This window comes from Dyella sp. NPDC103356 (assembly GCF_055584465.1).
Genome location: NZ_JBVJLZ010000004.1, coordinates 196,864 through 221,393, shown reverse-complemented (window position 1 = coordinate 221,393; position 24,530 = coordinate 196,864). Strand labels below are relative to the sequence as shown.

Here is a 24,530-nt window from a genome sequence, read left to right as displayed (position 1 = left end):
CGTGGAATGGTAGACGAATTGAGACGGGAGAAACGCCCAGAAAAAAGGCCGCTTTCGCGGCCCTTTTCTTCAAGCGGTCTTGACCTTCTGGTCCGCCCGCTCGACTTGTTGGGTAATAAACCACTGCTGTCCCAGGCTGACCAGGCCGTTGGTCACCCAGTACAACACCAGACCGGCCGGGAAGAAGAAGAACATCACGCCGAACAGCACCGGCATCACCTTCATCATCTTCGCCTGCGCCGGATCCATGCCGGCGGCTGGCGGCGTCAGCCACTGCGTAGCGAGCATCACCAATACATACAGTACCGGCAACACGAAGAACGGATCGGGCGCGGAAAGATCGTGAATCCAGCCGAAGAACGGCGCCTGGCGCAGCTCGACGCTTTCCATGATCACACGATAGAGGCCGAAGAAGATCGGCATGGTCACCAGCACCGGCAAGCAACCGGTCATCGGGTTGACCTTCTCCTTCTTGTACAGCTCCATCATGGCTTGCTGCATCTTCACCTTGTCGTCGCCGTAGCGCTCCTTCAAGGCGTTGACGCGCGGTTGCAGCTTGCGCATCTTCGCGCCGGAGCGGAACTGCGTCGCGGTGAGCTTCCACAGCGCTGCCTTGATCAGCAGCACCAGCACGATGATGGACAGACCCCAGTTGCCGACGAAGGCGTGGAGCTGGGAGAGCAGCCAATGCAACGGCTGTGCGATGACGGTGAGCCAGCCATAGTTAGTGGAGAGCTCCAGACCCGGGGCGATCGAGTCGAGCGTGCCCTGCAATTTCGGACCGACGTACAGGCGCGCACTCGACGTCGCGTTCTGGCCCGGTGCCACGGTCATCGACGGGCCAACCGAACGGATCAGGTAGGTCGGCGTGGCGGTGTCGGGATTGCTCACGCTGGTGGAGAAAGTGCTTGCTTCGTCGGCCTTGGGAATCCAGGCAACGAAGAAGTAATGCTGCAGCATTTCCACCCAGCCGCCGGTAACGGAACGGTTGAGCGGCTTTTTTACGAAGTCGGTAAAGCTAAGGCTATCGAACTTGTCCTGCGGGCTGTACCAGCCGGCGCCGAAGAAGCTGTGCGACGACGGATCGCTGAAACTTTGGAACCAGCTCTTGCTGGTGGCCGGCGCCAGGCGCTGCAGCTGTTGATAGGCGTTGCCCTGCCAGCTGGCGCTGCCGGCATTGTCGACGCGCTGAGCCAGGTCGATGACGTAGGAGCCGCGATTGAGCGTGTAGGTCTTGGTGACCTTGATGCCGTCGGCACCGGTCCAGGTCAGGTCGACCTTGAGTTCGTTCTGACCGTTGGCCAGCGTATAGCTGGTCTGCGCGCTCTGGAACACCGCGCGATGATCGGGTGCATTGCCCTGCGCGCTCACCAGGCCGCTTTGTGCGGTGAAGAAGTGAGTCTGATCGTCGTCAAGCAGACGTGCCGGCGCCGGGCTCGGATTGTTCTTGGTGCGTGGCTCAGCCGGGTAGTTGAGCAGTTCGGAACGCACCACGCTGCCGCCGCGCGTATCGATGGTCAGACGCAGCAGGTCGTTGCTGACGGTGATCAGCTGCGCCGGTTGCTCCTTGCCACCGACGCCGGTCGTCGGAATCGCCGCGTTGCTGCCGCTGGCGCCGGGTACCGTGCCATCGGCTGACGGTGCCGCGCTGGTGTTGGCAGCTACCGGAGCGGGCTGCGGGCCGTAGTCCTTCTCCCAGTCAGTCCATAACAGATACGCCAAAGCCAACAAGGCGAAGATAAGAAACGTGCGCGTTTGATTCATCGCGGAGCGGTCCGGGGTGGGCGCCACGGCACAAAGCCCGCAGCAAACAAAAGAAATAAGGTCAACGGACCATTGTGCCGGCCGAATCGTCCAGCTTCAACGGCTTGAGCCTGGCCCAGAGGGCATCGATATCGGCCAGCAATTCGGCGCTCGACTGGCCAGCGGCGTGGTCGCGGCCCATGACCAGGACATCGATCGGCGGTAGTTCGTGACGGATGCGACGAAATGACTCGCGAACCAGCCGTTTCAGGCGGTTGCGATCCACTGCGCGCTTGGAGACGCGCTTGGAGATGGCCAGCCCCAGACGGGCATGATCGAGGCCATTGCCGCGATAACGCACAGCAAAACAGCGCCCGCCTGAGCGGCCGCTGTTTTGGCGTAACGCAGCGAAATCACCAGCGCGGCGGAGCCGCGCATCGCGCGGCAAACCGGCGGCGCGCATAGTCGCGTGCCGCTTACGGGATCAGACGCTTGCGGCCCTTGGCACGGCGGGCGTTCAGAATCTTGCGACCATCGGCCGTGGCCATACGGGCACGAAAGCCGTGCGTGCGGGCGCGCTTGAGCTTGCTGGGCTGGAAGGTCCGCTTCGACATGGCTTCCTCCTATTGGTATGTGGGTAAAAAGGTTGGAAATTATGCAAGGCTTTCGAGTGGGATGTCAAATCCGCCACAATGGGCTGCCTGGGAACCCTGTGGATATCCATGTGGATATCCTCCACTTTGAGCGGCCTGCGTGCTGCTAGACTTCCCGGTCCACCCTGCGCGCAAGCGCCCCTTTCGTGGTTGAAAATTATTCATGAGTGATCTGTGGCGGCGCTGTCTGGAGCGTCTCGAGGGCGAATTGAGCGCCGAGGACCTGCATACGTGGCTGATGCCGCTACAGGCACGCGACGACGCGGCCGGCATGCAGCTGTTCGCGCCCAATTCCTACACTCTCGACACGGTTCGCGAGCGTTACCTGCCAAAGATCCAGGCGATGCTGAGCCACTTGGCCGGGCACGATCTGGCGGTCAGGCTGGAAGTCGGTTCCAGCGCTCCGCGCATGCCGCCCAAACCCGCCAGCGCCGCAGCCCCGGTGGCCAAGGCCGCGACGTCGTTCAGTGAAACGGTGGCGCCCGCGCCGGTGTTCCATCACAACCTGGATCCGCATTACACGTTCGAGACCTTCGTGGAAGGCAAATCGAACCAGCTGGGCAAGGCCGCCGCCATGCAGGTGGCGATGAATCCGGGTCGCGCCTACAACCCGCTGCTGCTTTACGGCGGCACCGGTCTGGGTAAGACGCACTTGATGCACGCTGCCGGCAACCTGATGCGCGAGCGCAATCCCGATTGCAAGGTGCTGTATCTGCGCTCCGAGCAATTCGTCGGTTCGATGATCGAGGCCCTGCGCACCAAGAGCATGGACGAGTTCAAGCGCCGCTTCCGTTCGGTCGACGCGCTGCTGATCGACGACATCCAGTTTTTTGCCGGCAAGGACACCACGCAGGAGGAGTTTTTCCACACCTTCAATGCGCTGTTCGAGTCCAAGCAACAGATCATCCTGACCTGCGATCGCTACCCGAAAGAAGTCGACAAGCTCGAACCGCGATTGAAGTCGCGCCTGGGCTGGGGCCTTTCGGTCGCGATCGAGCCGCCGGATTTCGAAACACGCGCGGCGATCTTGCTGGCCAAGGCGCACGAGAAAAATGTTGCCGTCAGCGAAGACGTAGCGATGCTGCTGGCCAAACGTATCCGTTCCAACGTGCGCGACCTGGAAGGGGCGCTCAACACGCTGGCGGCGCGCGCCAATTTCTACGGTCGTCCGATCACCACGGATTTTGCCGAAGAGACCCTGCGCGATTTGCTGGCGACCCACGCACAAGCCGTAACGGTCCCCAACATCCAGAAGATCGTGGCGGACTACTACCAGGTTCGATTGCAGGATCTGCTGTCCAAGCGCCGCGTGCGTTCGCTGGCACGGCCGCGTCAGATCGCTATGTCCTTGTCCAAGGAGTTGACCGAGCACAGCCTGCCGGAAATTGGCGATGCATTTGGTGGTCGTGACCATACGACGGTGCTGCACGCGTGCCGGACGATCAAGAAACTGTGCGAAACCGACGCCCGGATGCGGCAGGATTGGGAGCAACTCATCCGCATTCTTACCGGTTGAGTTCGAAGTGCGCCAAGATGGGGAAAACGCTTGATAACCCCAGGGGCAAGCTGTGGATAATAGGTGGACGAAAACGGCCCCTAAAGTTATCCACAGAACACCCACAGTAAGCAGGTCGTTCGGAACACAGTGTAGAAATCGCCTAAGATTTTGTTTTTAAAAGAAAATCTCGGGTTTAAAAGTTATCCACGGCACCTACTGCCACTACTATTCTTTCTTTTAAAAACAGAACAGCAGTAAAGGGGAAGCGCCCACATGCAATTCAGCATTCAACGAGAAGCTCTGCTCAAACCCTTGCAACAAGTCGTAGGCGTCGTCGAACGCCGGCAGACCTTGCCCGTTCTTGCCAATCTGCTGGTTCGCGTTGCTGACGGAAAAGTGTCCTTCACCGGCACCGACCTCGAAGTCGAAATGATCGCCACTACCGAAGCTGAAAAGCTGGCCGACGGTGAGATCACGATTCCGGCGCGCAAGCTGTTCGACATCGTGCGTGCGTTGCCCGACGGAGCCCGCATAGAGCTGAAGCTCAACGGCGACCGCATTGCACTCAATGCAGGACGGAGTCGTTTCACACTGGCGACGCTGCCTGCGACCGAGTTCCCGACGATCGACGAGATCGAGTTGGTCGAACGTGTATCGCTACCGGAAGAGGTGCTTCGCGATTTGATGGAACACACGTCGTTCGCGATGGCCAATCAGGACGTGCGTTATTACTTGAACGGCATGTTGCTGGATCTCCAGGAGCACACGCTCCGTTGCGTCGCGACGGACGGGCATCGCCTGGCCTTGAAGGAAACACAGCTCGACAGTTCAGTGTCCGCACGCAGACAGATCATCATTCCGCGTAAAGGCGTTAACGAGTTGGTGGGGCTGTTCGAAACTGGCGACGGCCAGGTGGAACTGGAGTTTGGTCGTAACCATCTGCGTGTGCGCCGCGGCGATGTTGTTTTCACCTCGAAGCTCATCGACGGACGTTTCCCGGATTACGAAGCGGTGATTCCGCTGGGTGCCGACAAGAAAGCGGTGCTCGATCGCGAAGTACTGCGCGGAGCACTGCAGCGTGCGGCGATTCTGTCGAACGAGAAGTATCGCGGCGTAAAGCTGGAGCTATCCCCGGGCAAGTTGCGCATCGTGGCGCACAATCCGGAGCAGGAAGAAGCGGTGGAGGAGCTGGAAGCCGATACGGTGGTTTCCGATCTGGCCGTAGGCTTCAACGTCGGTTATTTGCTGGATGCGTTGTCCGCACTTCGTGGCGACAAGGCACGTTTGAATCTGCGCGATGCACAATCGAGCTGCCTGGTGCAGGAAGATGAGAACGAGCAGGCTCGTCACGTCATCATGCCGCTGCGCCTCTGACTGGCGGTACGTCAGTGCATGAACACAGGCAGTGGGCTGGCCTGGAGCGCCGGAGCCGTCGAAAGACGCTCCGGCGTTCTCATATCGGGGCACCGCACTGATGCGCCTTGAGCAATTGCGTGTTCACGGCTTGCGTTGCCTTTCCGATGTGGATCTGGCGCTGGGACTCGGAATCAACGTTTTTATCGGTGACAACGGGGCCGGTAAGACCAGCGTCCTGGAGGCGGCTTTCTTGTTGTCTCACGCGCGGTCATTCCGCACCGGGGCGAAGGAGGCCTTGTTGCAGCGTGGCGCAACGGGGCTTTCGATATTCGCAGAGCTGCGTCATGACGACGAGCGACGAGTGCGATTGGGCTTGGGGCGAAATGGATCACGCTGGGAAGCACGGGTCGACGGCGAAAGCGTCGCCATGGGGCAACTAGTTCGTGATTGCGCCGTGGTTTGCTTCGAGCCTGGCTCTCATGCATTGATTGCGGGGGCGGCCGAAGAACGGCGCCGTTACCTCGATTGGGGCGTGTTCCACGTGGAACAGCTTTTTCTTCCGGCGTGGCGCCGGTACCAGCGCGCCCTGAAACAACGAAACAGTTTGTTGCGCTCCGGTGATCTCATAACCGACGCCTTGCTGGAACCCTGGGAAGCCGAGCTCGCACAGGCAGGTTCCCTCATCGACGCCCAGAGGCAGACCTATCTGGACCTTTTGCGGCCCAGGCTCGCTGCGGAAGTCGCCGAGTTGCTCCCCGAGTTGGGCGATATCGAACTTCGCTACAAACGAGGCTGGGGGGAGGGGCGTGCGCTGGCAGAAGAACTGCGCTCACAGCGTGGTCGAGATATCGCCCGAGGCCACACGACGCTCGGCGTCCATCGCGCGGATTGGTCCCTTGCCTTTGAGCGTGCGCCGTTGCGGGAGCACCTGTCTCGTGGCCAGGAAAAGCTGACTGCTCTGGCATGCGTGCTGGCACAGGCGACGCTTTTCGCCGAGCGCCGGGGCGAGTGGCCCATCGTTGCGCTCGACGACCTCGCGTCGGAGCTCGACGTGACGCATCAAGCATCGGTGGTTCGCCGACTCAGGGCTGCTGGAGCGCAGGTCCTGCTGACTGGAACCGAGCTCCCGGCGGCCTTGCAGTCCGTCCCAGCCCAAGTGTTCCACGTGGAACAGGGGATGATCGCACCCCTGCTATAATCGACAAATTATGCCCCCGTTCGGCCTTTAGGCGCCGTGCTGGGCGGGGCCGCTGGCGCCAGGAAAACGGGCAGGGCATGAGCGACAACGACAATTACGACTCAAGTAACATCAAGGTTCTGAAAGGTCTGGAAGCGGTGCGCAAGCGCCCTGGCATGTACATCGGTGACACCGATGACGGCACCGGCCTGCACCACATGGTGTTCGAGGTCGTCGATAACGCGATTGACGAAGCTTTGGCCGGCTACTGCGACCATGTCATCGTCACCATGCTGGACGACGGGTCGATCAGCGTGTCGGATAACGGCCGCGGCATCCCGGTCGACATCCATCCAGAAGAGGGCCGGTCGACGGCAGAAGTCGTGATGACCGTGCTGCACGCCGGCGGCAAGTTCGATGCGAACTCCTACAAGGTCTCCGGTGGTCTGCACGGTGTGGGCGTGTCAGTGGTGAACGCGCTCAGCTCGCATCTGTGGCTGACGATCTACCGCGAAGGCCAGGAACACCAGCAGGAATACTCACTGGGCGAGCCGCTTTACCCGCTCAAAGTGGTGGGGCCATCGACCAAGCGCGGCACCACGGTACGTTTCCTGCCCAGCACCGGTACTTTCACCAATACCGACTTCCATTACGACATTCTGGCCAAGCGTCTGCGCGAACTGGCCTTCCTCAACTCCGGTGTCACCATCGAGTTGAAGGATGAGCGTGGCCCCGAGCCGCGTGAGGATGTGTTTGCGTACGAGGGCGGTATTCGCTCCTTTGTGCAGCATCTGGCCCAACTGAAGACCGCGCTGCATCCGAACGTGATCAGCCTGAGCGCCCAGCAGGACGGCATCAGCGTGGAGCTGGCGATGCAATGGACCGACTCCTACCAGGAGACGATGTTCTGCTTCACCAACAACATCCCGCAGCGCGATGGCGGCACGCATCTCACCGGCTTTCGCGCGGCGCTGACCCGTTCGTTGACCAGCTACATCGAGAAGGAAGGCCTGGCCAAGAACGCCAAGGTCGCGCTTTCCGGTGACGACATGCGCGAAGGCATGATCGCGGTGCTGTCGGTCAAGGTGCCCGATCCCAAGTTCTCGTCGCAGACCAAGGACAAGCTGGTTTCGTCCGAGGTGAAAACCGCGGTGGAGCAGGCGGTCAACGAAAAGCTGAGCGAGTTCCTGCTGGAACACCCCAGCGAGGCCAGGGCCATCGCTTCGAAGGTCGTCGATGCGGCCCGCGCCCGCGAAGCCGCCCGCAAGGCGCGCGAGATGACTCGCCGCAAGGGTGCCTTGGATATCGCCGGCCTGCCGGGCAAGCTGGCCGACTGCCAGGAAAAGGATCCGGCGCTTTGCGAACTCTTCCTGGTCGAGGGTGACTCCGCAGGCGGTTCGGCCAAGCAGGGCCGTAATCGCAAGACCCAGGCCGTGCTCCCGTTGAAGGGCAAGATCCTCAACGTGGAGAAGGCGCGATTCGACAAGATGCTGTCTTCGGCCGAAGTCGGCACCCTGATTACCGCGCTAGGTACCGGCATCGGCAAAGAGGAATACAACCCGGACAAGTTGCGCTATCACCGCATCGTCATCATGACCGACGCGGACGTGGACGGCTCGCACATCCGCACCCTGCTGCTGACGTTCTTCTACCGTCAGATGCCGGAGCTGATCGAGCGCGGCCACGTCTATATCGGCCTGCCGCCCCTGTACAAGCTCAAGCAGGGCAAGCAGGAGATGTACCTCAAGGACGATGCGGCGCTCAACGCGTACCTGGTTTCCAACGCAGTCGACAACGCCGAGTTGCAGGTGGGTCCGGAAGCTCCCGCCGTAACTGGCGAGGCGCTGGAAAAACTGCTGCGCGACTACCAGCTGGCGCTCGACCAGGTGGGTCGTCTGAGCCATCGCTTCGACAGCAATCTGCTCCACGCCATGATCGAGCACACCGCACTGGAGCCGGCGTTGTGGAGCGATGCCAGCGCCATGCAGACGTGGATCGATGGGCTCACCAAGCGCCTGGCTGCCAGTGGCCTGGGCAAGCCCCGTTATCGCGTCAGCCTGCGTCCGGCTCTGGATGAGCAGCCGGCCGCGCTGGAAGTGGTGCGTGACCAGCATGGCCTCAGCCATACCTGGCTGCTGCCGCAGACGTTCTTCGCCAGCGGCGAGTACCGCCCGATCCTGCATGCCAGCCAGGACCTTGCCGGCCTGCTGCAGGCCGATGCGGTCGTGCGGCGAGGCAATGGGTCGCGTGGGGTGCTCAGCTTTGCCGAAGCGCGCTCCTGGTTGCTCGAGGAAGCGAAGAAGGGCCGGACGATCCAGCGATTCAAGGGTCTGGGTGAAATGAACCCGGAGCAGCTGTGGGAAACCACGGTCAACCCGGAAACCCGCCGCATGCTGCAGGTGGGCGTCGAAGACGCCTTCGCCGCCGATCAGATGTTCTCGATGCTGATGGGCGAGGCGGTGGAACCGCGCCGCGATTTCATCGAAGCGAACGCGCTGAAGGTCGCCAACCTGGACGTCTGAACCCGGGGGCTGGCACGGCATCGCGCCAGCCCTTGTCTCGATGACCGGACGAGCCGCGATTGCGGGAAAACCGTCCGGTCATATTTTTGTATACACGTATTAGTGCATTAGTACGTTAGCGTACGCAGCTATCCAATCCATTTCTAAAGCCGACGACCACCTGGCCGATATGCTCGGCTGCCGGCACCGCGAAGTGGCTTGGAAAGCAAAAGTAGGATTTATACGACAACAAAGATCGATATAAGTGCAGGGAAAAACAGGCAAATACGCTGGCGTATCCTGCAACTAATTGATATTTAACAACCTTTGCTGCGGCACTGCGACTTGTCCTGATGGGGCACATCAGGTTACGCTCAGTGATCCCCCGCACAGTTTGTGCGAGAAACCTTACACAGAGGCTCCGTCGTTCATGAAGCATGTTCCCGTAATCAAGTTGCTGGCCGGCGCAATCATCGCGCTGACCGTTGCGAGCAGCCCGGTGATGGCGCGCGACAGCAATGCGAATTCGAAGGACAAGGACAAGAAGGAAGCGTTGTATCCGAACGCGACCCGCACGGAACCCAAGCTCGACCTGACCAGCGAAAAGGATCAGAAGGCCTTGAACGAAGGCCTGGACGCGGTCAACGCGCAGGACAAGGAAAAGGCGACGCAGATCCTGCAGCCGATCGCCGACTCGAGCAAAAGCAAATACGCCCAGGCGCTGGCCCTGCAGGGTCTGGCCAACGTGCACTACAACGACGGTGACGTGAAGGGTGCGATCGATCTGCTGAAGCGCTCGCTCGATAACGGCACGATGCCGAACGACACCTACTTCCAGCTCGAATACATGCTCGCGCAGTTCTACATTGCCAGCGAGCAGTACCAGCCGGCGCTCGACACGATTGCCAAGTGGCGCGCCGAAGGCAAGAAAGAAACCGCCGAATCGTATGCGCTCGAAGGCAACGCCGAATACCGCCTCGAGAAATATCCGGAAGCCATCGCCGCCATCAAGAAGGCGCAGTCGCTGTCGCCGGACAAGCCGAACGACAATTGGAACCAGATCCTGATGGCCAGCTACGCCGAGTCGGGTCAGACCGACCAGGCCGCTCAGCTCGCCCAGCAGCAGCTGGCCGCCAACCCGAACGACACCACCGCGATGAGCAACGCCGTCGCCGTGCTGATGCAGTCGCAGAAGTATCCGGAAGCCATTGCGCTGATGGAAAAGCAGCGCGCGTCGGGCAATCTGAAAGACGAAAAGAGCTACGTGAACCTGGCCAAGCTCTATCTGGTCACCGGGCAAGAAGGTAACGATGCCAAGGGCAATGCCGTCAAGGCAGCCGGCGTGCTCAAAGAGGGCATGAGCAAGGGCATCGTGCAGCCGAGCTACGACAACTACAAGTTGCTGGGCGACGCGTCTTATGTCGCCGAGAACAACAGCGAAGCCATCGACGCCTATCGCAAGGCAATGCCGATGGCCAAAGACGGTGAGGCCGCGGTACGCGCTGGCCAACTGTTGCTGAGCCAAGACAAATTCAGCGAGGCGAAGAGCCTCATCCAGCAGGGCATTGATAAGGGCGTGCAGAAGAAGGGCACGGCTTACATGCTGCTGGCGGAGGCCGAACGCGGTCTCAAGAACAAGCCCGGCGCAGTTGCCGCCATGCAAAAAGCCGCTCAGCAACCCGAGACGGCCGACAAAGCGAAGGCTTGGCTGAAGCAGGCAGGAGCCAGCAAATAAAACACGGTATTTGTAGGCGCTCAGGCCGCGGTGCATATGCGTTTCGACCGCGTTCAGAGTGCTATACAAACGCCATGTGCTGTTGTACCGTTGGATACTTTCCTTGTACGTGTCTAGTGGCAAATGTCATATCCCTCAGGGAGATGAATTTGCTGCCGGGTGCTGCGACCACGTCATTCCGAATGACCCGCTCCAGAAAATGACAGATGGCCTCAAGTAACGAATCAACCGGCCAAGGGCCGTTCAATTGGAGGCGTACCTGGGCGTTGGCTGTTGCCATCGCGCTGCATGCGTTCGCGTTCCTGTTGCTGGTGGCGCCTATGGCACCTCCGAAGGCAGCAGATAAGAAGGTGGAGCGTACAGTCCAGGTAAACTTCATCGAGCCGCCTCCGCCTCCCCCTCCGCCGCCGCCGCCGCCACCGGAACCGCCGAAGCAGCCGCCGCCGAAAATCATCCAGATGGTTAAGCCGCCGCCGACACCGCCGCCGCCGGCTCCGCCGCCGGCTGTTGAAGAAGCGTCGTCCAATCCGATTCCTGCGCCGCCGCCGGCTCCGCCTTCACCGCCGGCTCCGCCGACGGAGATTCAGGCCAGCTCGGATCTCAGCTATAACAGCCGTAATCCGCCCAAGTATCCGCCGCAGGCCATTCGCCAGCGTCACGAGGGCACGGTTACGCTGATGATTCTGGTTGGTACCGACGGTTCGCCGAAGGACATCAAGGTCGAGAAGTCTTCGGGCTTCCGCGAGCTCGATCAGGCCGCGATCGAAACGGCACGCAAGTGGCGCTTCAATCCGACCACAAGGAATGGGCAAAAGGTTGAGGGTTACGCACGCGTTCCCATCAACTTCAATCTTAACCAGCTGTAATTCCAGTTACAGTCACAGTTCACGCTTGACTTTCCAAGGGTAGCGTTATGTTCTTCCAGCAAACTCCTCCTGCCGCCGGTGGCGGTACCTCCAACGCCGAAGCCATGAAGTCGATGGGTTTCGACCACCTCATCCACAACTTCGATCCGCTGGGTTGGATCGTGTTCGTGGTGCTGGTGGTGATGTCCTTCTCCTCCTGGTACTTCATCATCGCCAATGCCATCCGTAACTCGATGGTCCGTGGCCGCGCCGACAAGGTGATCAACGGCTTCTGGGGCAATGGCTCCACTCAAGATGCGATCCGCGAGCTCGAGGCTCAGCCCAAGGGCGAACCCTTCTCGAAGATCGCCCTCGACGCCGCGTCGGCCGTCGCCCATCACCAGCAGGCAGCTGCCGGTGGCGGTCGTCTCGCCGAGTCGCTGAGCCGTTCGGAATTCATCGACCGCGCTCTGCGCCAGGCCGTGGCTCGTGAGAGCCTGCGTCTGGAAGGCGGCCTGACCCTGCTCGCCACGGTCGGTTCGTCGGCACCGTTCATCGGTCTGCTTGGTACGGTGTGGGGTATCTACCACGCGCTGATCAAGATTTCCGCATCGGGCAATGCGTCGATGGAAGCTGTGGCAGGTCCCGTGGGTGAAGCTCTGATCATGACCGCGTTCGGTCTGTTCACCGCTATCCCGGCCGTGCTTGCGTACAACTTCTTCAACCGCTCGAACCGCTTGACCTACGCTCAGTTCGACGAGTTCGCGCACGACCTGCACGACTTCTTCGCTACTGGCGCGCGCGTCGAGCAGAAGTGAGGGATTGACCCATGGCGATGAGCTCCGGAGACAATTCCGGCGGTCCGATGTCGGAAATCAACGTCACGCCTCTCGTGGACGTGATGTTGGTGCTGCTGATCATTTTCATGATCACCGCGCCGCTGATGTCTCATCGGATCACGGTTGCGCTGCCGACCGCGAATCCGAAGGTTGCGGATAACGAGCCGGTTGAGCCGATGGATCTGGCAGTGAAGCCCGATGGCACGATGTATCTGAACGATGCAGAGGTCAACGAGGCTGAGCTGAAGCTCCAGTTTGCGACTGCGGCGGCAAAATCGCCGCAGCCGGAACTGCAGATCCGCGCGGACAAGACCACTGAGTACAAGATCGTGCGTAAGATTCTTGGCGCCGCCAAGGAGCAAGGCATGGTCCATGTCGGTTTCATCACGACCGGCAAGGAGTAAGCAGTTATGGCATTTAGTAGTGGTAGCGGTAAGGGACCGATGGCTGACATCAACGTCACGCCGCTGGTCGACGTGATGCTGGTGCTGCTGATCATCTTCATGATCACGGCACCGATGCTGACCCATAAGGTGAAGATCGATCTGCCGCAGCCGAACCCGAACGTTGTCAATCCTGACAACCCGCCGGAGCCGGTGCGCTTGAAGATCGATCAGTCCGGCGCGTTGTACTGGAACGACACGCCGGTGAGCGAAGATCAGCTGAAAGGCCAGTTGTCGCTGATCGGCGCGATGGGCGATCCGGCCAAACAGCCGGAAGTACAGATCAACGCCGACGACGCCGTGGCGTATGAGAATGTAGCCCGCGTGCTGTCAGACGCGAAAAGCTATGGTCTGACCAAGATCGGCTTTACCGAAGGCCAGTGATCTTCTAGATCGCAAGCAGCGTTACCCGAAAGCCCCCGCCTTGTGCGGGGGTTTTTTTATGCCTGACGCGGAGGCGCCGCGAACAGATCCTTAGCGCAGGATCTGCAGATAGTTGCGCACCGTGGTGGAGAGCCCTTCGTACAAGGCTTCGCCGATCAAGGCATGGCCGATCGACACCTCGGCCAGACCGGGAATCGCCGCCTTGAAGGTGCCGAGATTCGCCTGGCTCAGATCGTGCCCGGCATTCACCGCCAGCCCCGCTTGCTGCGCGCGCCGCGCTGTTTCCACGCAAAGCGTCAGCTGCTCCTGCGCCTGGCCTTCTTCAAAGGCCTGTGCGTAAGGACCGGTGTAGATCTCGACACGTTCCACGCCGATCGCGACGGCTGCCTCAAAGCGGGTCGTGCCGGCGTCGACGAAGAGACTCACGCGGCTGCCGATGGCGCGCAGCTCGGCGACCAGCGGCGCCAGTCGTTCGATATCGCCTTGCATATCGAAGCCGTGATCGGAGGTGATCTGGCCGTCGCCGTCCGGTACCAGCGTCACCTGGGTAGGACGCACTTCGCGAACCAGCTCGATCAGGCCGGGATAGGCGCCACGGGCTGGAGCAAAAGGGTTGCCTTCAATGTTGTATTCGACACGGCCGCGTATCGCCGAGGCGAGTGCGCGAACGTCGTCCGGACGAATGTGGCGTAAGTCGGGACGCGGGTGCACGGTGATACCGCCGCAACCCGCTTCGATGCAGGTCAGCGCGGCGCGCACGATATCGGGTTCGGTGCCGCCGCGGGAGTTGCGCAGCACGGCAATCTTGTTGACGTTGACGCTCAGCAGGGTCATGGATGCTTTACGAATCGGCCGACGAGACTCGGCACTGTGGACCGCCAACAGTGCGCCAATCGCTAGCGGTCGGCAAGTGTCCCGTATCGAAGCGCTCGCGGGCCGCCCCGCCATGCGATCGCACCGATATGTGCGGCGTCCAGCGTAAGCCGGTAAAGCTGCCAGGCCTGCGCGTCGTCATCGTCCAGCCAGCGCAGGTGCAACCGGTCGCTCTGGATGGCGATACGCAGCCGATGGAGTCCGAAGGCGATGCCCCGCCCAAGCGCCTTGAGCACGGCCTCCTTGGCCGTCCATAACTCCAGGAACGCGGCGCTTCGTGCATCTTCGCCAGCCGCTTCGAGCGCACGGGTTTCCTCGGCATCGAAATAGCGCCGCGCAATCTCGAGCGCGCGCGGCCGGGGGCGCAAACGCTCGATGTCGATACCGGGTTGGACGTCGATGCCAATGGCAAGGACGGCCTGATCGCCACTGTGCGACCAATTGAAAAACAGGCTGCTGGCGTGCACCGAGGCGAGCTCGGGGCGGCCATGCTCCGACTCGATCAGCTGCACCTCGCCGGCGTCGCAGCGCAGATAGGCGGCGAGCAACTCGCGCAGCGGTTCGCGTCCCTGGTGGTGGCCGTAGACCATCCGCCAAATGTGCAACTCGTCAGGACGCAAGTGCTCTGCTACTTTCGTTACCGGTTGGCCTTCCACTGTCTTCATAAGGCGCATGGTGCCGGCCAAGCGGCCATTGACACAAGCGCGCCGGCGAAGGGAATGGCAACTCCCTCGCCCTGGAAGGCACCGGTCGACACGGGGGTATTGATGTGATCGCAGGCTGGTTGCTGTTGCTGGTGTCGCTGTCCTATCTGGGACTGCTGTTCGTTGTCGCCTATATGGGCGACCGACGCCCGCTGTATCCGCGCCAACCCAAGCTGCGCCCGGTCATCTACAGCCTCGCACTGGCCGTCTATTGTTCGTCGTGGACGTTCTACGGCGCGGTCGGCACGGCCGCACGCGATGGCCTGAGCTATCTACCGATCTATCTCGGACCGATCATCCTGTATGTGTTCGGTTATGGCCTGCTGCGCCGACTGGTGTTGGTATCCAAGCAGCGCAACATCACCTCGATCGCCGATTTCATCGGCGCACGCTTTGGCAAATCGCATGGCTTGAGTGCGCTGGTGGCGGTCATCGCGATGATCGCGATCGTTCCCTATCTCGCACTGCAGTTCAAAGCCGTATCGATGTCGTATGCGGTGCTTGGATCGCCGGATGTTCCGGCCTTCGGCGACAGCGCCATGTGGACGGCGATCCTGTTGGCGGTGTTTGCGATCCTGTTCGGTACGCGCACTATCGATGCGACCGAGCACCACCACGGCATGATGCTGGCGATCGCGCTGGAATCGCTGATCAAGCTGGTAGCCTTCGTGGTGTTGGCCGGCTACGCGTTATGGCACGGCCCAGGACTGCAAGTGACCGCTACCCTACCGGTCAAGCAACTGGCCGACGGCATTTCGCCGGGCTTCTTTGCCAAGACGCTACTTGCGTTCTGCGCCATGTTCTGTCTCCCGCGGCAATTTCAGATCGGCGTGGTCGAGTGCGAGGACCCACGCGATCTGCGCCGCGCCCGCTGGATGCTGCCGCTTTACATGGCGATCATCAGCGTCGCCGTGCTGCCCATCGTCGCGGCCGGGCTACACCTGCCATCGGTGCGCGAAGGCATGCCCGACGCGTGGGTGCTGAATCTGCCGCTGACGCAGGGCGACCGCGGTATCGCGCTGCTTGCTTTTGTCGGTGGGTTCTCCGCTGCCACCGGCATGATGATCGTCTCTTCCGTGGCGCTGTCGACCATGATCAGCAACGACCTGGTGATGCCGGCGTTGCTGCGCATCCGTCGTTTTCGACTCGACCAACGGACGGATCTTTCGCAACTCGTATTGCTGGTGCGTCGTATCTCGATTCTCGGCCTTGCCTGCCTCGCCTATGTCTACCACCGCGCCGTGGACGACTCCGCTTCGCTGGCATCTACGGGCTTGCTCGCCTTCGCCGCGGTTGCGCAATTTGCACCGGCTATCATCTCGGCCTTGTACTGGCGTGGCGCGAGCCGCCGCGGCATCGTCGCCGGATTGCTGGCGGGGTTTGGCGTCTGGGCGTATACGTTGTTGTTCCCGGCGATGGATCACACCGCCACGTGGTTGCAGACCGGTCCGCTGGGATGGCATTGGCTGCGACCGCAAGGCCTGTTTCATCTGAGCGGGTGGGATCCGGTGATGCATGGCACCTTCTGGTCCCTGCTCGCCAACATCGGCTGCCTGGTGTTCGTCTCGCTACGCTTTCGCCCAAGCCTCGAAGAGCGGCTGCATGCGGCGATGTTCGTGGCGCCCTACGTCACTGGCGCTACCGGGGCCGGTGACTGGCGCGGACGTGTCTCGGTGCGCGATCTGCGCACCATCGCCGAACGTATCGTGGGCGACCGCAGTGCGGAGCGGGCTTTCACCGAATATGGCGAGCGCAGCGGACGGGTGCTGCAAGGTGGCGAATCGGCCGACCGCTCGCTGATTCAATACACCGAGCGTCTGCTTGCTGCGGCCGTCGGCGCGGCCAGCGCGCGGCGTATCCTGATGGGGGCGCTATCAGGTTCGGGCCTGGACATCGCCGAAGCGATGGCGCTGATGGACGAAGCCTCGCAAGAGCTCCGGTTCAATCGCGAGCTGCTTTCCACCACCCTGGAAAACGTCTCGCAAGGCATCAGCGTGGTCGACGCGCAGATGTGCCTGGTGGCATGGAACCGGCGTTACCTGGAATTGTTCGACTACCCTGACGGGATGGTCTACGTGGGCGTACCGGTGGCCGACCTGATCCGCTGGAACGCGGAGCACGGTGAATGCGGGCCCGGCGAAGTCGAGGCGCACGTCGCCAAGCGTATCCGCTTTATGCATGTGGGTTCGCCGCATCTGTTCCAACGCATTCGACCCGATGGAACGGTTATCGAAATGCGCGGCCGCGCCTTGCCGGGTGGCGGTTATGTCACGACGTATACCGATGTCACAGCATACAAGCACGCCGAACAAGCGCTGATCGAAGCCAACGAAAATCTGGAGCAGCGCGTCGAACAACGCACTGCCGAGTTGCGCGAGGCACTTGAAGCCACCGCCAATGCGCGGCGAGACGCAGAAGCGGCGAACGCATCCAAGACGCGTTTTCTCGCAGCGGCGAGTCACGATCTTCTGCAACCGCTGAACGCCGCTCGTCTGTTTACTGCCGCACTTCGTCAACAACCTGGTTTGGACAGCCAGACCAACCAGCTTGCCGAACGTATCGACGCGTCTTTTCGCGCAGCAGAAGATTTGCTGGATGCGCTGCTGGATACCTCACGACTGGATGCCGGTAGCTACCGGCCGGATATCGGCCTGTTTGCGCTTGCGGATGTGTTCGATTCGTTGCGTGCGCAGTTTGCCGTAGTCGCGGAACAACGCGGCCTGCGCCTGCATGTCGTGCCAACCAAACTGGCGGTGCGAAGCGACCCACAGCTGTTGCGACGGATCCTGCAGAACTTCATCTCCAACGCGCTGCGTTACACCGAAAGCGGTGGCGTCCTGCTCGGCGCACGGCGTGTCGGCAACGAAGTACGAATCGACGTCTGCGATACCGGGCCTGGCATCGCAGCCGAGCAGCAAGCGCGCATATTCGGCGAGTTTCAGCGCCTGGATCACCCATCACCCTGGGGTGAGAAAGGCCTGGGCCTGGGCCTGTCCATTTGCGAGCGCATCGCGGCCATTCTTCGTCACCGCCTGGATCTCACGTCGCACACAGGGCACGGCAGTCGCTTTTCGATCAGGCTGCCGCGCGCGGAAGTGAAAGTTGCGCCACGCCGCATCGTCAGCCAGACCGTGTCGCTCGAAGAGTTGCCGCTCACCGTGCTTTGCCTGGACAACGACATGGTGATTCTCGAAGGCATGCGTGCGCTGTTGCAACGCTGGGGCGTCGATTGCAGGACCGCGGTCGATGTCCAGCACGCACTGACAGAGCTGCAGCATGGTCCGATCGATCTTATCCTGGCCGACTACCATCTCACCGACGATATGAACGGCCTGGAGGCGATCGCTCACTTGCGTCATAACATTGCCCAACTCCCACCCGTGGTGATGATCACGGCCGATGGCAGCAGCGACTTGAAACAGCAGACGCGCGCGTTGGGCTACCCGATGCTGCACAAACCGATTCGACCGGCTGCACTGCGAGCGTTACTGAGTGCACTTGTTCGCAAACGATCGACGACATTGACCTGACGGCGAACTTCGCGCTTTGCGCAGACCAGACGAACGCGATCCGAAGAGCCGACAGATGGCCGACGCGACAAAGCCACGTAAAGCTTTGCGCTCCATCCTTACACATGCCTGAGAAGCCGCTACCGCGCTAGCTATGGTTTATAGCGCTCTGCACGAGTATGTTTTTAGCCGGGTGAGGGATAACCGTCGAATAGAAAAAGGAATTTCTATGAATACGAAAAACAAACAGACCCACCAAAGCGCCGACCTTTCCAGAAGACTTTTTCTGAAAAGGACAGGTGTGAGTTCCGCTTGTATAGTGGCCTCACCGCTGCTGGCAAGCGGTATCGTAACGCCTGCCTTGGCCCAGGAGAACTTGCCTGACAGCGCCACGTTCAATGCAGAGCTAGACAGCAGTGACGAACTTTTTTTTAGTATTCTGCGTCAAGTGTCGCTAAAGGCAGTCAGCCTTATCCCTTATGTCGGAGGCATTCTCAGCACCATAGGTGCGTTGGTCATTCCTGGCCCGGAGGAAACGCCGGAGCAGAGGTGGAAAAGAATCATCGACAGCATCAATAGCATTGTCGATACAAAGATCACCGAAGCGGTCTACTCATTGATAGCAAGTGATCTCAAGGGTATGACAGATCTGTCGGCAGATTACATAGTACTGACCGAGAGAAGAGCGCAGGAAGATCTGAAAACCTTCAGCATAAGCTGCGAGAGCACGTTCACAGCAATGATGCCTCGCTTCGCGACAAAAGGGCACGAAAAGTCGCTGATAAACATGTACACCATTGCAGCAAACATGCATCTTGGCTTGCTGAGAGATCTGGTGACCACGGGAAAGATGCTCGGTTTCGAAGAAAAAACCATAGACCTCTATCGAAAAAAATTGAGCGAAAGGGCGATTATCTATGGTGATCACGTAGACCGAACAGTAGAAAGCATTCTGACGGACGTTGCAAACAAGAATCCAGAAACCAAAGACAAACGGAATGAGCCTCTTGCTTCGGTCCTCAAGACCAAGGCGCAGTATCAATTGACCGCTCTGGACATCAGGGCGATATGGCCATACATGGATGCGGCCATGTATCCGGATAAAGTGGAGGTCCGCCTGGACCGAGAAATCTTTTCGCCTCTATGCGGATCATATTTCGACAAGAAGGTGCCAGTTCCTCGGCGCATGGGAAATGTCGCTGTGCCCAAAGCTCCGCTATCACTACTGGAGATACGCCACTATGAGTTTATCGATGGCATGACGCTCAACTACGGGCCAGCCCAAAAAGAAAGTATTGGCAGTAACGGCGGAATGCGGAATTTCCAATGGAACGAAAAAAGTCCGATCGTCAATGTTATATGTGAGTACGCGAATGCGATCGCGGCAGTGACGTTCGTCAGAACGGATGGTTCCACAACGCCGAGATACGGCGATCGAAGCGGAACCAAGTTGCTCACCAAATTTCGGGCGGGATATCCAGGCCATAAGCTTTCTTCCATTCGCGGTTTTGGAACGGCGGCGGGCTACGGTAATGTGCTCTCCGGATGCGTGTTTGGGTTCCAGTTGATCAAGCAAACGGGAAGTAATCTCTCCATGAGCGCGATACGTAAGCTTGCCGAGAGCGCTCCACCCAGCTTGCTGCCGATGTATTTGGAATAAGATCGCCAAAAAGGGACATACTCAGGAGCCTGTTCGTTATGATCAGGCTCCGCGCGTGGCGGCGACGGTAATTCATGACGGACGAAGTGGAAAGAGTTCACTCTCTCAATCCGGGTTGTATCGACCTTGAAATCTCCATAATCGAGCGGAGATCGCATATCCGCGCGACGACATTGCGTCGTACTCGGCAGTGGCAATGATTGCGAGGAGGTCGTACGCGACCTGCTTGTTGAGCAGGCCTTCGGCGATCATCATCAAGACACGCAACTTCTGCGGTGTAAGAGACGCGATGCTGCACAAACCGATTCGGCCGGCTGCGTTGAGCGCATTGCTCAGCGTGCTGGTTCGCAAAAGAGCAACGACGGTAACGTAGGGCTTCTTACCGAAGTCGTGGCGAAGGCATCCTGTTTCGAGGCATCTACGACTGCATCGTCTTCAGAGACGGGATGCATGCCCGATATCCTTTGTCGTCACGACGAAGGGATATGAGCCGACTTCGCTGAGTTTGATATTCACCACATTATGACTCCCACCATCCGTATAGGGAGTTGCAATGAAGAAGGTATTCTTATCAGCCTGCGTCGTTTCGGCATTAGCTTTGACGAATGTCGCTCTTGCAGGGACCGTCGACATAGAACTCAAAGCCGACACATCGCTCGGTGCTGCTGCTTCCAGCATCACGGTGACGGCGACCAATCGTGGCGATGTGGAGGAACGTATCTCGCGTTGGGATCTGCCGATCGAGTTTGAAGGGAGCCTTGGCGCACCATTGCTCGACGTGACCCACGACGGCCAGCCGGTGGACTACATCGGCAAGCTGGTAAAACGGGCCGGTGGCGATGAAAGCGACCTCATACGCCTTGCACCCGGTCAGGCGATTGCGATGAAGGTCGATGTCGCGCACGCGTACGACTTGACGCAAGGTGGCCGTTTCGAAGTGCGCTACAAGGCAGATAACACGCAGGTCAGCCGCAAGCGAGCAACTACCGGCAATGCCATCACCATCGATGTCGCACCAAGCATGCCAAAGTTCGCTGCCGCGATATTCAGCCAGGTCGCCGTCGGCGACACCAAGTTTCGCAGTTGTACCGCAGATCAGACCCGAGCCATCCAGGGCGCCAGGCGAGCTGCCGGGCAAATGATCAATGGGGCTCATTCGGCGATGTCCCGCACGTCGGCTGGAAACCGATATCGCTACTGGTTCGGCAATCACGATAACCAACGATATGCCAGCGTCAAGGACAAGGTCGGCAAGATCAAACTGGCGGTCGACAATGCAGGAATCACGGTCGATTGCGGCTGTTCGGATCGAGGGATCTACGCTTACGTTTATCCGAATCGCCCCTATGACATCTATGTCTGCGGCGCCTTCTGGTCAGCCCCTGAAGCCGGCACGGACTCGCGCGGTGGCACCCTCGTCCACGAGCTCAGCCATTTCACCATCGTTGCCGGTACACAGGACCACGCCTACGGGCAAACCGCCGCGCGTCAATTGGCTCAGAACGATCCGGCGCGCGCCATTGCGAACGCCGACAACTATGAGTACTTCTCGGAAAACACGCCGAATCGCGATTGATGCGGCAAGGGCCTTTCATGTGACACGCAAGAACTCGAAGGTTTGCTTCGAGTTCTTGCCATGACTCCATGCACCTCGATCGTACTGCCTGATGCGGAGCGAACTGACTAGATGTCCGAATCTTCAGGCACGGATGGAATCGCCGTTTGATCGACCGCAAGATGGCCGGCAGCCAACGCTACCTGCGTGCGATTGTTGACTCCGAGTTTGCGCATGATCGCAGTCATATGCGCTTTCACCGTGGCTTCTGACACACCGAGGTCGTACGCGATCTGCTTGTTGAGCAGGCCTTCGGCGATCATCGTCAAGACACGAAACTGCTGCGGTGTAAGCGACGCGATGCGAGCGGCGACGTCTGCCTCATCAGGCTTCAAGGCGACGTCGTTGCCGCCCATCAGACGATGAGGTAACCACACATCCCCATCGAGCACGCTGCGGATCGCCGTAATGATGTCGTCGCCGGAGGTCGATTTGGGAATGTAGGCCGATGCACCATGCGCAAGCGCCCGTCGGGCGACCTGCGCTTCTTCATGACCGGAGACGACGATCGTCGGCAGGCCGGGATATTGGCCGCGAATATGCGCCAACGCCGAATAGCCCCTCGCACCGGGCATATGCAGGTCCAGCAGCAGCAGCTCGGCATCGGGGTAACGTTCGATCAGCTCGAGCAGGTTCGGCACGCTGTCGGCGCTATGCACCTGTGCTTCGGGAATGGCAGCGACAACCGCGCGTTCCAATGCGTCGCGGAACAACGGGTGGTCATCGGCAATCAATATGTCGGGCATGTTTGGGTAAACAGTAAACGGTCAATAGTTAACAGAGAGAGCCAAGAATTCAGCTTGATGCTCTTATTTACCATTTACTGTTTACCATTCCTCGCTCCTATTTGATCAAGCGCTCATCGACCAGGTTCTTCACCACGCTCGGATCGGCCAGCGTGGAAATATCGCCGAGCTGATCGGGCTGGTTCTCACCGATCTTGCGCAGGATGCGGCGCATGATCTTGCCCGAGCGCGTCTTGGGCAGGCCGGGCGCCCACTGCAGGTAGTCCGGCGTGGCGATCGGGCCGATTTCCTTGCGCACCCAGGCGATGAGCTCCTTGCGCAGCTCATCGGTGCCGTTCTCGCCAGCGACCAGGGTGACATAGGCATAGATGCCCTGACCCTTGATCTCGTGCGGGCATCCGACCACCGCCGCTTCGGCGACCTTCGGATGCGACACCAGCGCGCTTTCCACTTCGGCTGTGCCGATGCGATGGCCGCTGACGTTGATCACGTCATCGACGCGGCCGGTGATCCAGTAGTAACCGTCTTCGTCGCGGCGCACGCCGTCGCCGGTGAAATAGTTGCCCGGATAGGCCGTGAAATAGGTTTCGATAAAACGTTGATGGTCGCCGTACACCGTGCGCATCTGGCCCGGCCACGAATCAGTGATGACCAGGTTGCCTTCGGTCGCGCCATCCAGGATCGCGCCATTGGTGTCGACCACCGCCGGCTTGATGCCGAAGAACGGCAAGGTGGCCGAGCCCGGCTTGGCATCGATCGCGCCAGCGAGCGGGGTAATCAGAATGCCGCCGGTTTCGGTCTGCCACCAGGTGTCGACAATCGGGCAGCGCTCGTCGCCGACCACGCGGTAGTACCACTCCCAAGCTTCCGGATTGATCGGCTCGCCGACCGAGCCGAGCAGGCGCAGGCTGGCGCGCGAGGCTTTCTTGACCGGACCTTCGCCCTCGCGCATCAATGCGCGGATCGCGGTAGGTGCGGTATAGAACAGGCTCACCTTGTGCTTGTCGACCACCTGCCAGAAACGGCTCGTATCGGGATAGTTCGGCACGCCGTCGAACATCACCGTGGTGGCGCCATTGGCCAACGGGCCGTAGACGACATAACTGTGGCCGGTGACCCAGCCCACGTCCGCGGTGCACCAGTAGATATCGTCCTCGCGCAGGTCGAACACCATCTCGTGCGTGTAGCTGGCATAGACCAGGTAACCGCCGGAGGTATGCAGCACGCCCTTGGGTTTTCCGGTGGAACCGGACGTGTAAAGAATGAACAGCGGATGCTCGGCCTCGACCGGTTCGGCCGGGCAGTCGGCCGATTGGCCTTCCATCAGGTTGTGGTAATAGCGGTCGCGCGGCGATTGCATCGGCACCGCACTGCCGGTGCGCTTGACCACGATGACGGTCTCCACGCTGTTCGTGCCCGGGCGCTGCAAGGCGGCATCCACATTGGTCTTGAGCGGGATCTTCTTGCCGCCGCGCACGCCTTCATCGGCGGTGATGACGACCTTGGCGGTGGAGTCGGCGATGCGGCCGGCGAGGGAATCGGGCGAGAAGCCGCCAAACACCACCGAATGGACGGCGCCGATGCGCGCACAGGCCAGCATCGAGACGGCCGCCTCCGGAATCATCGGCAGGTAGATCGCCACGCGATCGCCCTTCTTCACGCCCAGATGCTTCAAGGTATTGGCGAACTTGCACACTTCTTCATGCAGCTGGCGATAGCTGATGTGACGCGAGTCGTTCGGATCGTCGCCTTCGAAGATGATCGCGGTCTTGTCGCCGCGCTTTTCCAGGTGGCGATCCAGGCAGTTGGCGGCGACATTCAGTTCGCCGTCTTCGTACCAGCGGATGCGGAAATCCGTGGGATCGTAGGAGACATTCTTGATCTTGCCGGGTTGGCGGCTCCAGTCCAGGCGCCCGCCGATCTTTTTCCAGAAGCCTTCCGGGTCGTTTACCGATTCGGCATACAGCCGCTGGTATTCCTCCTTGCCGATGCGGGCCTTGGCGGCGAATTCGGGCTTGACCGGGTAAAGCTTGGACATGGGGACTCCTGAAAAATAGTGCCGGGCGCCCGGGTTTTCCGGATGCGGTGCCTGGCGATAGCCGAACGCTGACGTTACTGGATTCTGGCCTACGCCGGAATGACAAGTTGCAGGCTTTGCGTTGCCGATATCGGCCTGGAAGTTTAGCCCGCCGCCGGTGATCGGGACGTCGCCACGGCTTATCGACTTTGGTCGAGTTTCGACTATTGGG

18 protein-coding genes and 1 pseudogene are annotated in these 24,530 nt (G+C 60.2%); 12 read left to right on the top strand and 7 right to left on the bottom strand.

What is annotated here, in order from left to right; all coding sequences use genetic code 11:
• Window positions 1-69: 69 nt before the first annotated feature.
• The 3 genes from yidC to rpmH all read right to left on the bottom strand — a co-directional run bounded on the left by yidC (window position 70) and on the right by rpmH (window position 2,357).
• Window positions 70-1,764 carry a membrane protein insertase YidC gene (gene yidC / locus ACZ6WW_RS10935; protein WP_465274214.1) on the bottom strand — a complete coding sequence of 565 codons (1,695 nt, stop codon included), beginning with the start codon at window positions 1,762-1,764 and terminating at the stop codon, window positions 70-72.
• Between the two features lie 61 nt (window positions 1,765-1,825).
• Window positions 1,826-2,206, bottom strand: coding sequence for a ribonuclease P protein component (gene rnpA / locus ACZ6WW_RS10930; RefSeq protein ID WP_281851172.1), 381 nt, complete (start codon window positions 2,204-2,206; stop codon window positions 1,826-1,828).
• 13 nt (window positions 2,207-2,219) lie between these two features.
• A complete protein-coding gene (gene rpmH, locus ACZ6WW_RS10925) occupies window positions 2,220-2,357 on the bottom strand; it encodes a 50S ribosomal protein L34 (RefSeq protein WP_019464789.1) in 138 nt (45 codons plus the stop codon).
• Window positions 2,358-2,559: 202 nt separating this feature from the next.
• Between rpmH and dnaA the strand changes: the two genes are divergently transcribed.
• The 9 genes from dnaA (at window position 2,560) to ACZ6WW_RS10880 (ending at window position 13,174) form a co-directional block, all read left to right on the top strand.
• The gene (dnaA, locus tag ACZ6WW_RS10920; protein WP_465274213.1) at window positions 2,560-3,912 is read left to right on the top strand and encodes a chromosomal replication initiator protein DnaA; all 1,353 of its coding nucleotides are present in this window, start codon (window positions 2,560-2,562) and stop codon (window positions 3,910-3,912) included.
• Between the two features lie 255 nt (window positions 3,913-4,167).
• Entirely contained in the window at window positions 4,168-5,268 is a 1,101-nt protein-coding gene (gene dnaN, locus ACZ6WW_RS10915) for a DNA polymerase III subunit beta (RefSeq protein WP_281851175.1), read from the top strand.
• A 100-nt stretch (window positions 5,269-5,368) separates the two neighbouring features.
• Window positions 5,369-6,448, top strand: a complete 1,080-nt coding sequence (recF, locus tag ACZ6WW_RS10910; RefSeq protein WP_465274212.1) for a DNA replication/repair protein RecF — start codon at window positions 5,369-5,371, stop codon at window positions 6,446-6,448.
• Between the two features lie 77 nt (window positions 6,449-6,525).
• Window positions 6,526-8,949: a DNA topoisomerase (ATP-hydrolyzing) subunit B gene (gene gyrB, locus ACZ6WW_RS10905; protein ID WP_465274211.1), complete on the top strand. Its 2,424-nt coding sequence runs from the start codon at window positions 6,526-6,528 to the stop codon at window positions 8,947-8,949.
• A gap of 409 nt (window positions 8,950-9,358) precedes the next feature.
• Window positions 9,359-10,663 (top strand): tetratricopeptide repeat protein, encoded by a 1,305-nt coding sequence (locus ACZ6WW_RS10900; protein ID WP_465274210.1) that lies wholly within the window; start codon window positions 9,359-9,361, stop codon window positions 10,661-10,663.
• Between the two features lie 206 nt (window positions 10,664-10,869).
• Window positions 10,870-11,529, top strand: a complete 660-nt coding sequence (locus tag ACZ6WW_RS10895) for an energy transducer TonB (RefSeq protein ID WP_281851179.1) — start codon at window positions 10,870-10,872, stop codon at window positions 11,527-11,529.
• A 47-nt stretch (window positions 11,530-11,576) separates the two neighbouring features.
• Entirely contained in the window at window positions 11,577-12,326 is a 750-nt protein-coding gene (locus ACZ6WW_RS10890) for a MotA/TolQ/ExbB proton channel family protein (protein WP_281851180.1), read from the top strand.
• Window positions 12,327-12,337: 11 nt separating this feature from the next.
• Complete coding sequence (locus tag ACZ6WW_RS10885) at window positions 12,338-12,751, top strand: ExbD/TolR family protein (RefSeq protein ID WP_281851181.1); 414 nt, start codon at window positions 12,338-12,340, stop codon at window positions 12,749-12,751.
• A gap of 6 nt (window positions 12,752-12,757) precedes the next feature.
• A complete protein-coding gene (locus ACZ6WW_RS10880) occupies window positions 12,758-13,174 on the top strand; it encodes an ExbD/TolR family protein (protein ID WP_281851182.1) in 417 nt (138 codons plus the stop codon).
• A gap of 90 nt (window positions 13,175-13,264) precedes the next feature.
• Here the strand turns inward: ACZ6WW_RS10880 and ACZ6WW_RS10875 are convergent, their stop codons facing one another.
• Entirely contained in the window at window positions 13,265-14,008 is a 744-nt protein-coding gene (locus ACZ6WW_RS10875) for a pyridoxine 5'-phosphate synthase (protein WP_465274209.1), read from the bottom strand.
• Window positions 14,009-14,070: 62 nt separating this feature from the next.
• A complete protein-coding gene (locus ACZ6WW_RS10870) occupies window positions 14,071-14,712 on the bottom strand; it encodes a 4'-phosphopantetheinyl transferase family protein (protein WP_465274208.1) in 642 nt (213 codons plus the stop codon).
• Between the two features lie 104 nt (window positions 14,713-14,816).
• On the opposite strand from ACZ6WW_RS10870, the gene ACZ6WW_RS10865 reads away from it, so the two are divergent.
• The 3 genes and pseudogenes from ACZ6WW_RS10865 to ACZ6WW_RS10855 all read left to right on the top strand — a co-directional run.
• Window positions 14,817-18,281, top strand: a complete 3,465-nt coding sequence (locus ACZ6WW_RS10865) for a PAS domain-containing hybrid sensor histidine kinase/response regulator (protein WP_465274207.1) — start codon at window positions 14,817-14,819, stop codon at window positions 18,279-18,281.
• Between the two features lie 208 nt (window positions 18,282-18,489).
• Window positions 18,490-19,920 (top strand): insecticidal delta-endotoxin Cry8Ea1 family protein, encoded by a 1,431-nt coding sequence (locus ACZ6WW_RS10860; protein WP_465274206.1) that lies wholly within the window; start codon window positions 18,490-18,492, stop codon window positions 19,918-19,920.
• Window positions 19,921-20,740: 820 nt separating this feature from the next.
• Window positions 20,741-21,496 (top strand): annotated as a pseudogene (locus tag ACZ6WW_RS10855) (M35 family metallo-endopeptidase); the annotation flags it as partial.
• Between the two features lie 107 nt (window positions 21,497-21,603).
• Here ACZ6WW_RS10855 and ACZ6WW_RS10850 read toward each other — a convergent pair.
• Window positions 21,604-22,281, bottom strand: a complete 678-nt coding sequence (locus ACZ6WW_RS10850; RefSeq protein ID WP_465274205.1) for a response regulator transcription factor — start codon at window positions 22,279-22,281, stop codon at window positions 21,604-21,606.
• A gap of 97 nt (window positions 22,282-22,378) precedes the next feature.
• Complete coding sequence (gene acs / locus ACZ6WW_RS10845; protein WP_281851189.1) at window positions 22,379-24,319, bottom strand: acetate--CoA ligase; 1,941 nt, start codon at window positions 24,317-24,319, stop codon at window positions 22,379-22,381.
• Window positions 24,320-24,530 lie beyond the last annotated feature (211 nt).